This is a genomic window from Flectobacillus longus, from assembly GCF_030056705.1.
GTDB lineage: Bacteria > Bacteroidota > Bacteroidia > Cytophagales > Spirosomataceae > Flectobacillus > Flectobacillus longus.
Genome location: NZ_JASHIC010000004.1, coordinates 214,227 through 232,429, shown reverse-complemented (window position 1 = coordinate 232,429; position 18,203 = coordinate 214,227). Strand labels below are relative to the sequence as shown.

At 35.5% G+C, this 18,203-nt stretch carries 15 protein-coding genes; 6 read left to right on the top strand and 9 right to left on the bottom strand.

Annotated features, from left to right (window positions below):
- Positions 1–95 precede the first annotated feature (95 nt).
- From QM491_RS03825 to QM491_RS03805, 5 genes are all read right to left on the bottom strand, one after another.
- Positions 96–1,253, bottom strand: a complete 1,158-nt coding sequence (locus QM491_RS03825) for a formylglycine-generating enzyme family protein (RefSeq protein WP_283325914.1) — start codon at positions 1,251–1,253, stop codon at positions 96–98.
- 872 nt (positions 1,254–2,125) lie between these two features.
- On the bottom strand, positions 2,126–2,896 hold the full coding sequence (locus QM491_RS03820; protein WP_283325913.1) for a TIGR02757 family protein: 771 nt from the start codon (positions 2,894–2,896) through the stop codon (positions 2,126–2,128).
- 19 nt (positions 2,897–2,915) lie between these two features.
- Positions 2,916–3,086: a hypothetical protein gene (locus tag QM491_RS03815; RefSeq protein WP_166553315.1), complete on the bottom strand. Its 171-nt coding sequence runs from the start codon at positions 3,084–3,086 to the stop codon at positions 2,916–2,918.
- Between the two features lie 52 nt (positions 3,087–3,138).
- Entirely contained in the window at positions 3,139–4,161 is a 1,023-nt protein-coding gene (locus QM491_RS03810) for a LysM peptidoglycan-binding domain-containing protein (protein ID WP_283325912.1), read from the bottom strand.
- Positions 4,118–4,777, bottom strand: a complete 660-nt coding sequence (locus tag QM491_RS03805; RefSeq protein ID WP_283325911.1) for a DUF4905 domain-containing protein — start codon at positions 4,775–4,777, stop codon at positions 4,118–4,120. Before QM491_RS03805 ends, QM491_RS03810 begins: the two co-directional genes overlap by 44 nt.
- Positions 4,778–5,460: 683 nt before the next feature.
- Between QM491_RS03805 and kdsB the strand changes: the two genes are divergently transcribed.
- The 3 genes from kdsB to QM491_RS03790 all read left to right on the top strand — a co-directional run bounded on the left by kdsB (position 5,461) and on the right by QM491_RS03790 (position 7,917).
- Entirely contained in the window at positions 5,461–6,213 is a 753-nt protein-coding gene (gene kdsB / locus QM491_RS03800) for a 3-deoxy-manno-octulosonate cytidylyltransferase (protein WP_283325910.1), read from the top strand.
- A gap of 127 nt (positions 6,214–6,340) precedes the next feature.
- Positions 6,341–7,330, top strand: a complete 990-nt coding sequence (locus tag QM491_RS03795; protein ID WP_283325909.1) for a DUF1028 domain-containing protein — start codon at positions 6,341–6,343, stop codon at positions 7,328–7,330.
- Between the two features lie 107 nt (positions 7,331–7,437).
- A complete protein-coding gene (locus tag QM491_RS03790) occupies positions 7,438–7,917 on the top strand; it encodes a hypothetical protein (RefSeq protein WP_283325908.1) in 480 nt (159 codons plus the stop codon).
- Positions 7,918–7,930: 13 nt separating this feature from the next.
- Here the strand turns inward: QM491_RS03790 and QM491_RS03785 are convergent, their stop codons facing one another.
- Complete coding sequence (locus tag QM491_RS03785) at positions 7,931–8,632, bottom strand: hypothetical protein (RefSeq protein ID WP_283325907.1); 702 nt, start codon at positions 8,630–8,632, stop codon at positions 7,931–7,933.
- Between the two features lie 138 nt (positions 8,633–8,770).
- The gene (locus QM491_RS03780; protein ID WP_283325906.1) at positions 8,771–9,520 is read right to left on the bottom strand and encodes a L,D-transpeptidase family protein; all 750 of its coding nucleotides are present in this window, start codon (positions 9,518–9,520) and stop codon (positions 8,771–8,773) included.
- A gap of 240 nt (positions 9,521–9,760) precedes the next feature.
- Here QM491_RS03780 and QM491_RS03775 point away from each other — a divergent pair, with 240 nt between their 5' ends.
- The 3 genes from QM491_RS03775 to QM491_RS03765 all read left to right on the top strand — a co-directional run bounded on the left by QM491_RS03775 (position 9,761) and on the right by QM491_RS03765 (position 14,978).
- A complete protein-coding gene (locus QM491_RS03775) occupies positions 9,761–10,054 on the top strand; it encodes a hypothetical protein (RefSeq protein WP_283325905.1) in 294 nt (97 codons plus the stop codon).
- 26 nt (positions 10,055–10,080) lie between these two features.
- Positions 10,081–11,034, top strand: coding sequence for a methylenetetrahydrofolate reductase [NAD(P)H] (metF, locus tag QM491_RS03770; protein WP_283325904.1), 954 nt, complete (start codon positions 10,081–10,083; stop codon positions 11,032–11,034).
- 206 nt (positions 11,035–11,240) lie between these two features.
- Positions 11,241–14,978 (top strand): sensor histidine kinase, encoded by a 3,738-nt coding sequence (locus QM491_RS03765; RefSeq protein ID WP_283325903.1) that lies wholly within the window; start codon positions 11,241–11,243, stop codon positions 14,976–14,978.
- A 60-nt stretch (positions 14,979–15,038) separates the two neighbouring features.
- Here QM491_RS03765 and QM491_RS03760 read toward each other — a convergent pair whose 3' ends face one another.
- On the bottom strand, positions 15,039–15,635 hold the full coding sequence (locus QM491_RS03760) for an NUMOD4 domain-containing protein (RefSeq protein ID WP_283325902.1): 597 nt from the start codon (positions 15,633–15,635) through the stop codon (positions 15,039–15,041).
- A gap of 393 nt (positions 15,636–16,028) precedes the next feature.
- Positions 16,029–18,071, bottom strand: coding sequence for a hypothetical protein (locus tag QM491_RS03755; protein ID WP_283325901.1), 2,043 nt, complete (start codon positions 18,069–18,071; stop codon positions 16,029–16,031).
- Positions 18,072–18,203: the final 132 nt, after the last annotated feature.

Sequence of the window (18,203 nt, the reverse complement as noted above, 5' to 3'; positions counted from 1 at the left end):
GTAGTGCTGAAGCAAAGAATCTTAGGCTTATTGTCTTTATTTTCAGGTTGATATAATGCAGATTTTATTTTCTACTTACCGTATTACCTATAAATTTAGGGTTCTGAATAACAGATGCGAAACCCAATAAAGCAAGATCGAAATTCTGGTGGATGATAGTCACGACTCGAGGTCAGGGTTTCTTGTGGTGTAGATTCCCAGCTACCACCTCTCACGATTTTACTATGCCCCTTATTAGGGCCTAAAGGATTGTCTTTTTGGTTCTGGTTATAGTAGTTTGATAAATACCAATCCGAGCACCATTCGGCTACATTGCCCGTTAGGTCATGCACGCCCAACTCATTGGGAGTATAAGTGCCAACAGGTGCTGTAAATACAAATCCGTCTTGATATCCCCAAAAAATTCTATCACTACTTTTGGTCCATTTTAAAACGCTTGCTGTATTTTCGTCTGCAAGATTACTCACACGAATATTAAAAGGCTGATAATTGCCCCAGCTAAATTTGGTATGCTTATCGGCATTGCCTGCCACATATTCCCATTCGGCTTCGGTAGGAAGCCTATAAGCTTTACCTGTCGAATTCTTCAACCAGTTACAATAGGCTTGGGCATCGTTCCAACTTACATGAACTACAGGATGATTGTCTTCCATATCAGCTCTTATACTTCCTGATGGATCAAACCGCCAATTTACCCCTTTTTTTAATTCCCATCTTTCTCCATTAAAAATATAGCTTCCTCCTTTTTTTTCAGCATCAGTTTTATAACCAGTAGCATTAATAAATGAGCGAAAATCACTAACGGTTACTTCAAATTTGCTTATGTAAAAGTTATTAATTTTTACATATCGAATAGGTTTTTCATCTTCTTTTCCTTGAAGATTTCCCATGATAAACAAGCCCCCTTTGACTAAAAGCATAGAGGTATTGATACTTTGTGGAAGGTTGGTGCCATATACCCTTACTTTTAATTGACCCGAAAGATTTTCGAGGTGTGTAAGTGGTAGCCAAATAATGCGTTTGCCTTTGCCCGTTTCTACAATTCCGAGGTCGCCATTACAGGCATGTAATGGAACACTTTTCCAAATGGAGTTATTGATACTGTATTGAAGGGATATATTTTGTGCACTGCCATCTACAAGGTCATAATCAACAACAACTTGGTCGTTATCGATTTTATAATCAACATGTTGGATACTTTGGGCACTGGCATACATCGAACCAAACAGTAATAGCGCTGTAATCAGTTTCATGTATTAAAGTTAGATGCTACAAGTGTGGTTTAAGCTATTTTAATCAATACAGATAGGCATAAAGAGCCTAAGTTCATTACTGTTGTGTCAAAATAGAGGAGCAGAGGAGTTAATAAGTTCGGAATTACGGTCATAAAAATTAATGGTTAAACTACTTTAAAATAGGAAGCAAGCTTCTGTAGCATACACTATAGAAGTACAAAAATGTATGTAATAATGCAAAATAAAATTGAATTAATATGCTTTAGGTTATAAGCTATGGGCATTAGGCAAAAGTGTATTAATGAATTTATTAGAAACACTTTTAGCCTTTTAGCTTACGGCATATTGCTTAAAGCCTAGAACAGGTAAAACTAATTTAATTTTGCCCACTAACTCAAGTAATCGTGCAGAATAAGATTTAAGTTATGTGTTTAGGCACTAGACAACAGGCACAAGGTACAGAGTGTTAAAATATTTTTTAATAACCACAGCCAAGCTTTTTTCCAAAGCCCACCGCCGAAAGCCGTTACCTGAAAGCCCAAAGCCCAATCTTAAATTTTATTTTGCCCACTAACTCAAGTAGCAGTTAATATTAACTATTAGTATTTAGCGTTGGTAAATCTTTTATTCTATAGCCTAAGGCACTGAATATTAAGGTTGATTTTATCTGCTTTAATAAGCTAAAACCTAATAATATTTTCTGAAAAAAATATATTACACACCTAATACTACAGCTTATAGCCTACTTTGTAATAGCGCAATTTTGTTGTGCACTATTACTTACTTTTGGAAAAACATAGTTTTCCAAAAGTAACATACCTTTAGTCTAAAGATGTTGTTATTAAATATCAATGAAAAAATAAAAGTATTGTAGATTTTGTGGCGGAAACCTACATTTCTTTTTCTACACCAAGGCCAAATAAAGCAAAATCGTACTTAACAGGGTCGTTTGGGTCAAGAGTTCTTAAATTTTCGGTAAGTTCTAATGCTGTTAGCCAATCTGTATTTTGACGTTGAATCAAACCTAATTTGCGTGCAACACGGTCAACATGAACATCACATGGGCAGATTAACTGCGCAGGTTTGATACGATGCCAAATACCAAAGTCAACACCTTTGTCATCTTGGCGAACCATCCATCTCAAAAACATATTAATTCTTTTACAAGTAGATTTTCGCAATGGCGTTGCGATATGTTTTTGGGTTCTTTGCGGATAGTCTTCCAAACTAAAAAATAGTTGATGAAAGCCAATCAGTGCATTTTCTGTTGTATAGTCAGTCTCTTGCAAAAATCGTGCAAAAGCATCCTCTAAGGAGTCATATTTTGCATAATATTCTTTAAACCATTCGATAAAATAGAGGGTATCGGTAGCATTGAAGGTTCGATGCTTAAAATTGAGGAAACGTTTTAGGTCAGAAGATTGATGTTGGATAATGAACTGATGTGGCGCACCATCCATCAAAGTAACAAGTTCATTGCATTTATTGATAATGGTTTTGCGTTGCCCCCAAGCAAGTATTGAGGCCCAAAATCCCATAATTTCAATATCTTGTTTTTGGCTAAAAGAGTGAGGAATACAGATAGGGTCGTTGGGTATAAAATTAGGTTGGTTAAACTCTTGGAATTTTTCTTCCAAGAGTTCTATCACAAATGAGTTCATTCTTAGGAGTTAAAGCTTGCTATTTTTTGATTTTTGATGCCACAAAGGCAATAATTTTGGATGGAATAGATAATATCCAAACCAATACAGTATATAAAAATGCAAAAGTAGCAATAGCTGGAAAAGCTAATGTATAGAGGATATTAAAAATGATTCCTCCAGTTGTCAGTGGTCTTTTTTGTCTTGGCATAATATAAAAACAAACAAGGGATAGTTACTTCCGTAAATATCCCTTGCTCGAATTAAGGAGTCATATAATTAATTTCTGCTTTGATTCGTTTGTCAACGGGATTGAGTTTTTCAAAAGCCCGAGGCGATAATTTAATCACCACTTTGTCGGCACCAAGATCTGGCAAACGACCGATAACTTTCACCCAAATACTTTGTCCATTAGCAACGTTTTTTACATTCACTAAAGTTCCCACTGGAGCAGAGCGATGTAACGCTAGGTATTTTCCCGATTTGTCTTCTACATCAATTAGCTCAGCCAAACCTGTTTCAATTGTTTTCTTAAATCCTGATTGCGAACGACTCACCTCTGAAGACAGTTTTACCTCTGGTTCGGCAGTGTTCACTGGTACACTTGTAGCTGGCTGATTGTTGGTGGTGGTAGTTGGATAATTAGGCTGAACATCTACCTTTTGAATAAAATTTCTAGCCTCGGTATTATTTCTTTTGTTGGCTTCAGCTGGGTCGATAATTAAGACTTGCCCTACTTCCAAATTATCAGAAGATAGGCTATTCCATTTACGAATGTCTGCTACTGCAATATGGTATTTTGCCGCAATTCCGTATAATCCCTGTCCTGGTTCTACAAGGTGCGTAACCATTTTAGGAGCACTTGTACTAGAAGGCGCTTGTTGTTGAGGTGGCGTTGTTGGATATTGTGGTGTTGGATCAGGCTTACGTACAGGAGGTATCGACGCAGAAGATGAGCTACCCATAGTACGTAAAGATTTATTATATGGAATCTTCAGAATATCTCCAACCTTGATACCGTCTGGTGCACCTGGGTTTGCCGCTTTGTATTCGGGCACATTACTTCCAAATCTCTTTACGATTGAGAACAAAGTTTGCTTAGGATCCACTTTATATTTAACAAAAGTTTTGTCTCCTTCTCTAATCAAACCCAAAGAATCTTTTACTACCTCTTTGGCTTCGGCAACGACTGCTGAACCTGTCAAAACCAAGCAGGTAAATGTTAATTCACTAATGGATTTTTTAATTGAGCTCATAACCGTGTAATTGGCTTTTGTTCTTAACATATAGTAAAATTTCTGGTTTAACAGTGAAGGTGCCGAGACCTAATCCCTCTGATTCAGTAAGTAATTCGTTGAGCAATACTTCTTTACGATTGTTCACAACTAGAAGGTAATTCCAGAGCTTGTTTTCTTGGTAAAGATAGTAAGAAATAATAATCTTGTCTTTATATTCTAAATAATCTACTCCTTTTTGAATATCAACATTTAATAAACGGTAAAGGAATCGATGAATTGCTGGAAAATGCTCGTTTTGCTCAGTGTAATGGACTGGTTGCAAATAACGATAAGTCTGGCTGGAAAAATTATCTGGTACTTGAGGTATATACTCTGTTAGCTCGCCTGTTTGTATGTTTAAGTAATGTTTTTGAGTAACTTGAGGCTTTGTTTCTTCCGAAAACTCGATGAGCTCCACTAGATTATTATTGAGTTTTCCGAGACTTTGCCACCATGTATTGATTGGACTGGCTTGCTTCCAAATTAGTGCCACATGGACTAAATCTATGCAAATGAGCTCCACTTTTCGAAGTGTTTCATTCCTTAGTTCTGCAACCAAATGGTGTTCACTAAGTTGAATATTCCAGATTTTTTCTTGAAATGTAAATGCAAATAGTTTTTTCACAAACAAGTAATTGATTAACGAAGAAAAAAGGTTTTAGGTATGAATAATGTACTCCTAATTTTTGGAGAGATAGTTGGTGTCTCTACTTTTTTGACAAATACTCAACATTTGTTAAGCTATCATCCTAACGCAAAATTAAGACTTTACTAACAAAATATTTTATTTATCAATACCCTTTCCTTAAATTTAACGCCCTGATTAAAAAATACTTTTGTCATCTCAAATATCAATTAATAATCAATTCTGATGCCAAAAACGTATATAGTATTAGACTTTGTATAAATCTTGTTTAGGAATATTTAAGCATAAGTACAGAATTGTGAATGCTGAGTTTTAAGTTTAATTTTTTGTTTATCAACAATTGAAATAATCTAATGCTGCTTCATTAGGCATAATACTTCTATTATTTCATAAGAAATACTTTTTAACTTTTAGCCTACGGCATAAAGCCTAGAGCTTAAAGCAGGTAAAATTAAGTGATTTTTGCCCACTAACTTAAGTAATAATATAAATAATATTCACTCTGTTTTTAGTGTAAAGTGTTGATAAATAAAAAGTTATATTTAGGGTTACCAATTCAGTACTGATATTTAAGTATTCGTAGAGATAACAAATAATTCAAACTCTTGTTTAAGTACCGAGAGAAATGTAAAATTAAGCTCATTTTATTGAAAACTAATTGTATGAAAATTCTTGGAATAATTCCAGCTCGATATGCTTCTACTCGATTTCCTGCCAAACCTTTGGTGGATATTGGAGGTAAATCAATGATTCAACGTGTTTACGAGCAAGCTAGTTCAGCCAAAGTACTGACCAAAGTGGTGGTTGCGACTGACGATGAGCGAATTTTTGAACATGTACTTGCTTTTGGAGGAGAGGTAGTGATGACCTCTACCGAGCATCCAAGTGGCACAGATCGCTGTTTTGAGGCATTACAAAATGTAGAGGCTAAATCAGGCAATGTATTTGACTATGTGGTTAATATTCAGGGTGATGAGCCATTTATTCAACCGAAGCAAATTGAAATTTTGGCGGGTTGTTTAGATGGAGATACTGAGTTAGCAACTTTAATCAAAAAAATTGAAGATGAAACTACCTTGTTTAACGTCAATACTCCGAAGGTAATTTTTAATGAACTGAATGAAGCTATCTATTTTTCACGTCAAACGATTCCGCACTTGCGTGGGGTTGAGCAAAGTCAGTGGTTACATACACATGATTTTTATAAGCACATTGGAATCTACGCTTACCGTCGTGATATTTTAGGGAAAATAACATCGTTGCCCATGGCCACACTCGAAAAAGCCGAATCGCTGGAGCAACTTCGCTGGTTGGCTCATGGCTACAAAATTAAGGTAGCAGTAACGCCTTATGATAGCTTTGGAATCGACGTACCCGCGGATTTAAAAGAAGCAGTAGAAAGACTTAAGAAATAATATACTTCAGGTTATCAATAATGTTTTGATAACCTTTTTTATGCTCCGATGTTCACCCTTTGTAATGTGTATTCCAACAATTCTTTTGCAATACAAATTTTAAATCAACTTCAAATAACAAACAATAATGAAAAAACTATTTTACTTAATGACCTTTTGCCTTACGAGCTGGGCTAGTGTAGCTCAAAAAACACAACATAAAGAAGCGTTTGCTCATACTTTTTCAATTGTAGCACGTGACCCTAAGACTGGAGATATGGCGGTTGGTGTACAAAGCCACTGGTTCAGTGTTGGTACAACAGTTTCGTGGGCTGAAGCTGGTGTTGGAGCTATTGCCACACAAAGTTTTGTGAACAAGTCTTTTGGCATCAGAGGCTTGACTTTGCTTAAGGAAGGGAAAAATGCGCAAGATGTATTGGATATTTTATTGTCGGATGATCAAGGAAAGGAGGTTCGTCAAGTGGGTATTGTGGATGCCAAAGGAAATGTAGCAGTGCACACAGGCAAAAACTGTGTTGATTATGCAGGACATGTGAAAGGCACCCAGTTTTCGGTACAAAGTAATATGATGCTTACCGATAAAGTACCTGCTGCTATGGCAAAAGCTTTTGAATCAAGTGCTAATTTACCACTTGCCGAAAGAGTTTTAAAAGCAATGGAAGCAGCTCAAGCTGTTGGAGGAGATATTCGAGGAAAACAATCTGCTGCATTATTAGTGGTAAATGCTACAGACACAGGAAAGCCTTGGGATGATAATCACAAAGTCGATTTGCGAGTAGATGACCATATATTGCCCCTAGTTGAGCTGGCTAGATTACTGAAAGTGCAAAGAGCCTACGAGCACATGAATGAAGGAGATTTGGCTGTTGAAAAAAATGATATGAAAAAGGCAATGGAAGAATATGGCGCAGCTATGAAAATGTTTCCTAATAACTTAGAAATGCAATATTGGACAGCTATAGCTTTGGCAAATAGCCACGAAATCAAAAAAGCTGTGACGATGCTTAAAAAAATTTATAGTAAGGATATGAACTGGTTAGAGATGACCAAACGCTTGCCTAAAGTTGGTCTTTTGACTGTTTCAGATGCCGAACTCAAGCAACTTGTTCTGAGATAAAATAGTCCGAATACTCAATTCTAAATAATAAATAATGAATTTTATCTTTATTTAAGAAATTCTCTGCTTTTGTACGTTTAATTTTATTGCTTAAATATCCTTAATTTATGAAAACTAAATTCTTTTCTTTTATCCTTGTTTTGGCGTTAATGACGGCTTTTAGTCAACGTTCTCACGCACAATTATACAAGTCGGCATTGGGCTTACGCTTGGGAGCTGCTAATGGAATCACTTTCAAAACCTTTGTGAATGGCAATGCCGCTTTTGAAGCAATTGGTACTTTCCGTTATCGTGGATTCGGTCTAACAGGCTTGTATGAGGTTCATGGAAGGGCCTTTAACTCGAGAGATTTCAACTGGTTTATTGGTGGTGGTGGGCACGTCTACACATGGGGCGACGACAGACCAAGTTGGTTGACTGGCGATAAGCGTACAGTTTTGGGTCTAGACGGTATTCTGGGTTTGGAAGGCAAAGTTCGAACTATCCCTTTAGCGATAAGTTTAGACTGGAAACCTACTGTAAACATTATCAATTATTCTGGTTTTTGGGGCGATGAATTTGCCTTATCTTTCAGATATACGTTTTAAAAAGCAAAACACTTTAGTGTAATTCCTCCTCAATGTTTAGTTGAAGAGCTTTGATTTTTACAATGATATCTTCGTAAATATTCAACACAAACATTCTATTTCGTTTGATTCTGTAAAGGTCAAGAAGTAGAATGTTTTTTTGTTTAGTAGTAAGAACAATTGGGCTATTAATACCTGTTACCACGCCTTTAGTGTCAAAAATCAAATTTTCGGCAAAGTTGTCATTAAATTTAGAATAGTAGTTTTTATGAAATTGTAATTCTGAATATTCCTCCTCTAATTTTCTAATAGAATTATAGTCGTTTTCATATAGAGAGAGTATTTGTGACCTAAGGGAATCATTATCGATGATTTCTAATCCTTTCGACTTAAGAGTCTGATAACCAGAAGAGTTTTGGGTTGAAATAAAATCACGAAACAATCGAAAGTAGTAAACATTGGTCGAGTCATGATTGATAGGGAGTGATAATATAGCTTTTTGAAAGAAAGTGGTAGCTTCAATTCCCTGATTATGTCCCAACACATTGAGCTCTATATCTTGAATGTCCTGTTTTAAACCATTATTGATTTCTGATAAAATCTTGATTTCAACATATTTATCTTTCCGAGTTTCGTTCCAGTTATCGAGTGCAAAGGCTGCAAAAACACCAATAAAGATAGATAAAAACTCAAATCCAAACTTTTTGATAGCATCAATAGATATATTTTTTTTCATAAAATGATTTGATTCAGGGCATGAATGAAGGTATTAGTTTCGAATATTACGAGATATATCGCTTATAAACAACAGGAGGCACGAGCTTTATCGTGCCTCCTGTTGTTTATAGAAATACTAAGTTCTTGGTTTTGTTATTTAGTTAACAACATATTTCCCATCAGACGCAATCGTCACCTTAGGAAGTTTGTGAGTAGTTTCGAAGTACTGATACCCTGGTTTTAACCAAGACCAAAATTCGATTAAGTCGTTATTTGAACTAAATTCTTGTTTTAAAGCACTGTAATTTTCATCACTCAATTTTGTAGGGAAGATATGCACAGGAATATCATTGCCGCTATTTTTTGCTTTAATCGCAAACAGATATAGTTCGTTGATAAGTTCGTCACCAACAGGAATACAGCCGATTGTCAGGCATGAGCCATGGATAAAGATATTATCGCCAGGGTTGATTGGGTCGGCAAATTTGAGATCGGAGGCATTGGGATAACCTACTCGAAACGATAACACATACTCGCTTTGAGGATTGAAAGCATTCACGTTATAAAAACCTTCAGGCATTTGTCGGTCGCCAGAACGGCGTTTGGGGCCTAATACACCTGTGGTAGCACAAAAATCGTATGTTTTGGCTAAAGTATATTGTGTACTTTCTTGGTTTTTGACCCAAACTTCTAGGATTCGTTCTTTCTTGAAGGCCCGAATAAACATATCATACTTTTGCGTATTGATACCCTTTGCTTTTAGTAAATCCTCCACAGCCTTTCCTTTGAGTTTGACAGCTTCTCGCACACGTGGAAACTGTAATTGTTTAGAATAAAAAGAAGGATTTGTCTGGGCAAAACCTTCAAAGCCTAGGAGTGTAATAAAGGCTAGGAAAATGTGTTTCATGGTTCGGGTTGAATATTAAAGGTTCGAATAAATCTAAAAGCCAATTAGTAAGCTTAAGACGTGTTTATGTCAGAAAGTCTCACAAACAAGGTACAAAAAAGTGTGTAAAAGTCAAGGGAGGGGGTGGAATTCCTTTTGTGCCAAAATTAATACTTGCAATCAGATTTTCTGTAAAATATTTTATTGAATTGACCATATAGCGTAACTTTCCAACTTTAAAATGGAATCCTATACACAACAATGATTACAGCCTCTTATTTGAAAAACACCTTGTCGGAAGAATTTCCTCCTCAGGAATGCAATATATTTCTGAAAGCTCTTTGGTATGATGCAAAAGGCGATTGGGAATCGGCCCACGAAATAGCTCAGTCAAACGAAGGAAGTCAACCTTATGATCGTTTGCACGCATATTTGCATCGTAAAGAAGGCGACAACTGGAATGCCAACTATTGGTACTCACGTGCCAAATCCAAAATGCCATCTTATTCACTAGAAAAAGAATGGGAAAATTTGGTACTTGAATTACAACAATAGATTTAATTTTTAATTACAACTCACAAATGACTAAAATTACCCAATATATAGAAGAAGCAAAAGGGAAAACACTTTTCTCAATTGAGATTATTCCTCCCGTAAAAGGCGAAAGTATTCAAACATTGATGAATAATATTGAACCATTGATGGAGTTTCAGCCTCCTTTTATTGAAGTGACCTATCACCGAGAAGAGTTTATCGAGAAAGTAGTCAATGGAAGAATTGAGAAAATACCTACTCGTAAACGTCCAGGAACAGTTGGTATTTGTGCCTCGATTATGAATCGCTTCAAGGTAGATGCTGTACCACATGTGATTTGTGGAGGTTTTACGCAAGAGGAAACCGAAGACTTTTTATTTGATTTGCACTACATTGGTATCGATAACGTATTGGTATTACGTGGCGACCCCGTGAAAGGTAACGCAGCTTTTGTGCCAGAAAAAGGCGGTCATGCTTATGCTAGCGAATTACTCGAACAAGTAGTAAGTATGAATCAAGGAAAGCTTTTGCATGAGGAAACGGAAAGTTCGCCAACAAATTTTTGTATAGGTGTGGCAGGATATCCTGAAAAACATTTTGAAGCTCCCAACTTCCAAGTTGATTTTGAATATTTGCGAAGAAAAGTAGCATTAGGAGCCGATTATATCGTAACACAAATGTTTTTTGATAATCAAAAGTATTTTGATTTTGTGAAAAAATGCCGTGAAGAAGGAATCAATGTTCCTATTATTCCGGGACTCAAACCTTTGGCTACCCGTAAGCAGTTGACAGTATTACCAAGAATATTCCATTTGGATATTCCGATTGATTTAGTCAATGCCGTAAATACTTGCAAATCAGATAAAGATGTCAAACAAATTGGTATTGAATGGTGTATCCAACAATGTAAAGAATTGATAGATTTTGGGGCTCCAATTTTGCATTTTTATACCATGTCAAAATCAGAAAGTACACAAAAGATAGCTCAAGCTATCTTTTAAGATATAGATTAAAAACTAAAGGAAAGGCAGACTTCTTAGAGTCTGCCTATTTTTTTTAACGCTAGTTCATAAACGAAAAGCTGTTTTCAACGCCATTTAAACAGTTTCATCATGAATTACTCAAAGAATCCAAGTTACTTGCTTATTTTTGAGATAATAGAATCCAAATCAATTGCAAAACATCATTAAAGAGATAAGCGTCATACATGGTAATACATTTACAATCCTTCATAAGATTTATAGTACAAAAAAGAAAAATATTTCTTGGACTAGCTTTACTGACTTTTAGTTTAGCATTTTTGGTCTATTTTTTAAGTGAAAAAGGACCTGTAAGTGCTACTGAAGATAAGTATCTGTATGACGTCCAACAGAAAGTTCAGGAAGAGGTAAATGTTTCGCAGGAAGATTTACGAAAAATAATTGCTACGCTACAAACACTAGGAGCGAAGCCTCAATTTTCTCAATTTGCTGTTCAGGCAGCACATCCGTATTTTATCTTTAAAAATCACGAACTAATTTATTGGTCAGATTCAAGGTTTGTGCCTGAATATGAAAAAATAAGAGGAACTTATACTGCACGTTCTTTTGAGATAGATAGAAATAAATTTGTTGTTAATCATGGACAGTCGGGGGGGTACGAGATATTTTCATTGATAGAGTTATTTCGCTTGTACGAATCCGAAACCAATCATTTGAAATCTACGTATAATCCTTCTATTTTTTCAATTGATCCTCAAAATTTAAGTGTCGAAAAATCTAATAACCCACACTTAAATATTCATACCGAAGACCAAATATTTTTGTTTGTTGTTACTCCACCTAAAGCTGATAGTTTAAAAAATCAATCAATACCTGTCAATGTCATTGTGCTGGGGGTATTGGGTCTATTATTACTAACAGTATTTGTACTAAGTGTTATTTGGGTACTCAACCATGAACATCAATACGAAAAAGCTTTTGTATTATTAGGTGTTTTCTTGTTGGGGCTCAGAGGGATAATGTTATTTTATTCGTTGCCTTTTATTTTCTATGAAAGTAACCTCTTTAATCCCAAGTTTTATGCTTCATCGGCGATTGTCCCTTCATTAGGAGACTTGATGCTTAACTTGATAGTAGTATTTTTCTTGTTACTATATTTGGTCAATTACTACTACAAAATGAAGTTTTATCTTTGGGTGATGCACGTGTCCCAAAGTCTAAAAATAACTATAGCAAGTATTTTAGTATTTTTAAGTTTTTATATTTACAAAAGCCTCTATTTTGTTCTTGTAAATATTTATATTTTTTCTCAGTATCGACTCGATATTTCTCTAAGCATTGATTTTTGGGATAGACCCCTCAAAACCTCGTGTATTGGTATATTTTTGCTGGTAAGCTTAGTGTATTTCTTGGCAACACATGTATTTATCAATTTGTTTATTAAGCTTTTAAGGCTTACTAAGCCATTGGTTTATATGGGTATACTATTTGTTATATCCTTGTTTTGTATGGTGTTCTGGGCCTTGTTTTTTGATATTGGCATTGGCGTTCTAAGCTTACACGGATTATATATTGGACTCATAACTTGGATGCAATTTCCTCGTTATCTATATACTTTTCGATACCAAACTACCATCTATTTCTTTTCGGCATCGATTATTTGTGCAGCTATGGCTACCAATGTGGTATATAAACAAGCTATTCGAAGAGACTTGGTTATGAAACAACAATTGGGAAAGAAATATTTAGCTGAAAATGATGAAATAGGAGAGTTTTTATTGAGCAAACTTACGACTCAAGTCAAAGAAGATACGGCATTGTTGAGAATTGCCCGGAAGGCTGTTTTGCCAAGAGAAGAAGTGCAGAATTATTTCAAAAAGTCTTTATTAGATAACTACTTCGATTATTATGATGTAGAGATATCAGTATTCGACCCAGCGGGCAATTCGCTTTCTAACGTTGATGGCTCTTCTAGTTATGCCATGTACGAAAAAGAGTACAATAGATTAAAATACAAAACCAATTATCCTGACTTATTTTTTATTAATGAACCTCGCAACGGATTTGTAAAACAATATGTAGAGTTTATTCCTTTGGCAACTAATTTTGAAGATAAGGTAGGCTATATTGTTTTAGATCTTCGAGAAAGAGACGGTATCACAAAAGATGCTTTTTCTGATTTGACGATGTCTGATGGTTCCCAATTAGAACTTGGTAATTTCAGCTTTGCGGTCTATGAAAACGGACATATTGTTAATTCTGGTGGGAAAGGCTATAACTATGAGCGTAAAATGCCTTTGTCAGTTTTGAATAATCCTTTTTTGTTTACCGAAGGACTTACCAACAACGGGTACAAACACTTGGGTGTAACAGGAAAAAACAATAGAAAGATTATTGTTTCTTCAGAAGAAATGACTCCATCTGGATTGTATTCAAACTTTTCATTCTTGTTTTTGGTATTGGTGGTTACCATTATCTGTGTGATGTTGCTGTATTCGGTCAGATATGGTTTTACTCGTATGAATGTGAGTTTGGCAACGAAAATACAGATTTATTTGAATGTCGCTTTTTTGCTTCCATTGATATTAGTGGTGGGTATTACTTTAAGTATTATAGGAACAAAATTGGCAGAAAGCCAATCGCAGTCCTATTTGAGCCAAACTGAAAATGTAAGTATTAGCGTATGGCCAGCAGTAGAAAAATACGCTCAAGGTAAAATGAGCGAAGAGTTTTTGTCAGATACGCTGATAAAAATTGTTTCGAATAGTAAAAAATTCGTCAGTATTTTTGATACAACAGGAAAGCTATTAGCAACTAATAAAAACTTAATCTATCAAACCAACATGGTTTCAACATACTTGAATCCCTTGGCATACACAAAATTGATAGAAGAAAAAGAATTAAAAGTCAGCTTGAGCGAACAATTAGGTAATCTAACTTTTACAACCTCATTTTTAGGAATGCGCTCCAATGAAGGTCGTTTGTTGGGTATCATCAGTATTCCTTTTTATGATTCAAAAGTATGGTATGAGAAAGAAGTAAGCGCCGTGATTGGCTCTTTGCTAAATGCCTTTACTACTATATTTGTGATCTTGCTACTCTTATCATTTTTTGCCTCTAATGCACTTACTGTACCCCTACGGATTATTACGAATAAACTGCGAAAAATAGATTTGAGCAAAACTAATGAGGCATTAAGTTGGCGCTCAGACGACGAAATTGGGGTTTTGATTAAAGCTTATAATCAAATGCTTATTAAGCTAGAGGAGTCTAAAATTGCTTTGGCAGATTCAAATAAGCAGTCGGCATGGCAACAAATGGCAAAACAAGTAGCACACGAAATCAAGAATCCTTTGACACCAATGAAGTTATCTTTACAATTGTTGCAACATAAACTTTCGCGTGGGGTAACGATTGATGCTGTTCAGATAAAAGACCAAATAGATTCACTTACGGGTCAAATAGATAATCTATCTTATATTGCTAATTCCTTCTCGGATTTTGCCAGAATGCCTATTCCTAAGAAAGAGGTTTTTGACATTGTTGCAGAAGCCACCATGGTGATTAATCTATTCTTAGAAGATAAGACAATTCGTTTGATTAAAGATATTCCTGCCAATTCAATTTATGTAGTAGGAGATAAGCATCTTACTGGGAATATTATCAAAAACTTGATAGTGAATGCGATTCAATCAGTGCCTTCACACCGTAGTCCCATTATTACGGTACGTTTAATTAGAGGTATTGAAGCCATAACGTTTAGTGTAACCGATAACGGTATAGGTATTCCTGAAGAAGACCGAAGTAAGATTTTTATGCTTGATTTTAGTACTAAAGAACAAGGCTCTGGCGTAGGTTTGGCATTGGCAAAATGGGTAGTAGACAACGCCAAAGGGAGTATTTGGTTTGACACACAAACTAGCTCAGGCTCTACGTTTTACTTTACTTTACCTTTGAATCAATAAATGTTGAATTGAGGTAATACTTATAAAATAAAAGCGGTCGGAGATTAACTCCGACCGCTTTTATTTTTCATCATCCAATTTTACATGGCCCCAGTTTTCACCAGAGCGAATACGGTTAAGTTGGGTGTGAGTGATGCCAAATTGCTTTGCAATCATTTTCAGACGGTTTTTGTCTGAACGAAGCATCTTTTTAATCATCAAAACCTTACTTTCTGTGAGCTTATAGTTTTTGGTTCTTCTTGGAATAACTTTGTCTCTCACGGCTGGATTATCACGGTTATGAATGGTCATTTCATCACGTGTAACCCATTTCAAATTTTCCCAATGATTATTAAGCTTGTCGTGGTCGAGGTGAATCACAAATTTCTTCTCATCCGAGTCTTTTTTCAAGAAAAACTCAGCCACAAGTTTATGTACATAGCGATTTAAAGATTTATTGCCTTTTGCTCTGATATTCAATGATTTATATCCTTGAATTTTGGAGCCAGCAATAATTTCGCCATTTACAGGGTCATTTTGGAAACTTTTAAGTCTTCCATAGTTGGATACCTGATAACGAGGAGGATTTTCTACTTCAGTGAACGGAATATCCACCCATTTCTCGTTCCAGAAACTACTGATTTTGTTGATTTTCAACGCTGTTTTCTTTTCTGTCATGGGTGTAAAGATTAAGGATTATACAAATAAGATGGATTTAAACCTATTGTGTGATTGGTTTATTTCTAATCAATTAAATTTTATAAAGTAAGTAACGTAATTAAAGTGATTTATAGAGTTATTTTTTGAAGTTTAACCCCAATACTATTTATTTTGATAGCATTTGGTGCATCATTTAATAACCACAAATCAAATAGTGTCAATGATAATTGATTTATTGTAGCGAGCAATCCAACAATAAGATTACGAGAGTTAGTCATTTTATTGGGTTAGGTCTAATCAAATTATAGCACTCTAGAATAACTCTGAAATTAGTGATTTTGTTTCAAGCAATTCGTCATAAATATAACGAACTGCCTGAGTAAATATATTAAAAAGAGAATTAAAAATTGCTTATAATTTAAAAATTTTACATTCTCCTGCTAACATGCTATTAACGATAAAACCTCCATTTGATTGCTTAATGTTTTGCAATGGAGATGCAAAAGTTGAAAAAATATTTATGAGTTCTGTACCGTTTGATATACCTTTTAGCTCAATAGCAGTAATATGTTGCTCAATATCCAGATTGGCTAGAAATACGTAATTGGTTTCTCCCTCAATTTTCCAAGCAATAACCTTGTGCTGGTTCTGAATCGATGGCGGAATCAACCATTCTATTTTTTGATGTATGATCCTTGGCATCAATTGGTCAGCAATTATTTTGATTTGCTCTAAATTATGAAATAATTGTCCGTTTTTACCCCAAATGTACGGGCTATGAGTGGCTTTTGGTCCTTTCTCAAGCTGAAATACATACAATTTAGTGTAATGTTCGTTTGGAGCAGGTGTAGGATGTGAGTCACGTTGTTCGTAGCCCAAGCTCATGTACGATGGCATATCGGTCAGAAATAAGGCCATAAAAAGACGTAATTCGTTCCCTTTAAGATAAAATTCATCGAAACGAGGGTCATCTTTATCTGCTGTGATAATGGTAAAATTGGGTGCAAAACTGCGAGTTTGTGCCAATTCATGATAACGAGCAAATTCTGCAATAAATCTTGGCGAACCTACCACCATAGATTGCAAGTCGCCAAGGGTAGAATCAGTATCTGAACCTTCCAAATGTTCTTCTTCTATACCGTAGGCCATTTCGTTAGGAGGAGCCAAAAAACTTTCGGCAAAATATCCAAACGAAGGTTTATGTTGACGAATATAATGTTTAATGTATTTGTGAATATCGTAATACAAATCAGGATTAGGAGGTGTACCCTCAGGGCGCATTTGCACGTGTGACATATCGCCACGCATGAAATCAAAATTAAAATCGAGTGCAAAAGATAAGTAACGATTAGCCACATACTCCCAAACTTCTACACGGGGCTTTTCGAAATCTATCTCCCAATCGACATTATTATTTTTGGCTTCATGGAGTTTAAATCTTCCCAAAGGCCCAAAAACACGTGACATATTTTGTGGTTTAGCAATCACATAATCACGCCAAACTCTACCATCTTCATCTACAGTTTTTGCCTCATCGTGTGGGTCTACAACCAAACCACGATACGGTGGCGCCATAGTGGCAGGCACAGGCTCATAACCTTCTTCAAACAAATAACTAATAAACTGATTACGTCGTCCATTGCGTCCCCAAAGGTCTTTTTTCTGACCAAATAATACCAAAATTCGGTCTGATTCGCTTATTTGAGTATTGTCAAAAAATGCCTGAACATTGTTTGGATAAGGTATTTCTACCGAAGGTCCTACTTTTTGTAAGAACTCAAAAATACGTTCTTGAACTAGTATATGTAAATTCTCTTCATGATTTACTATGTCAAATTCTTTCCGTTGTAACCATTCAAAATATTGAGGATTGGCAAGAGCAATTTCTGAATAACGGTCAGTATGCGGAATCACATCCATGCCCACAGTTTTGCCTAAAGCATGTAGGATATTAACCACCACTTTCAACTGCTTTTCGACAGTATCCAAATGAGGATAATAACTAGCTAGTTCGGCATCATAGAACTCTGGATTGATGTTCCATCCAGCCATACCATACAAACTTGCTACCACGCCACATTCCCAAATAGGTAATAAATGAATCGAGGATTGCGAAGCTGGTAGCGTAAGTGAATATTTTACTACATTCCAAAAGCTCTGTATAGTTCGGACATTGATGCCGACCATATTGACTGTTTTGAGCCATTGACCATCAGGTAGTGATTTGACAGGACTATCGACAGTATTATTGGGGTTAATAGCTTGGTAAAAAGTAGTTTGCCCCAATTTTTTTTCTAATAAATAAGCAATCTGGGCGGTAGGAACCTTAACTGCTAATTCGGGCAAAAGATGTGGTATAAAGTTACTTTGCCCATTGAGATAGGGCGCAATTAAGTGCTGCTGATTGTTTGCCCAAAGCTGGCAAAAATCATCATGTGTATCTGGGATGTTCATAGATTAATATAAAAATGGATAATGGAACATAACAAATGTCAGAAATTCTGAAACTATTAGTTCTCTTAAATTTGTTTTAAAAGTAAACAAATTCTTGAAAATTACATATTTTTTACCTTTGATATTACTTTT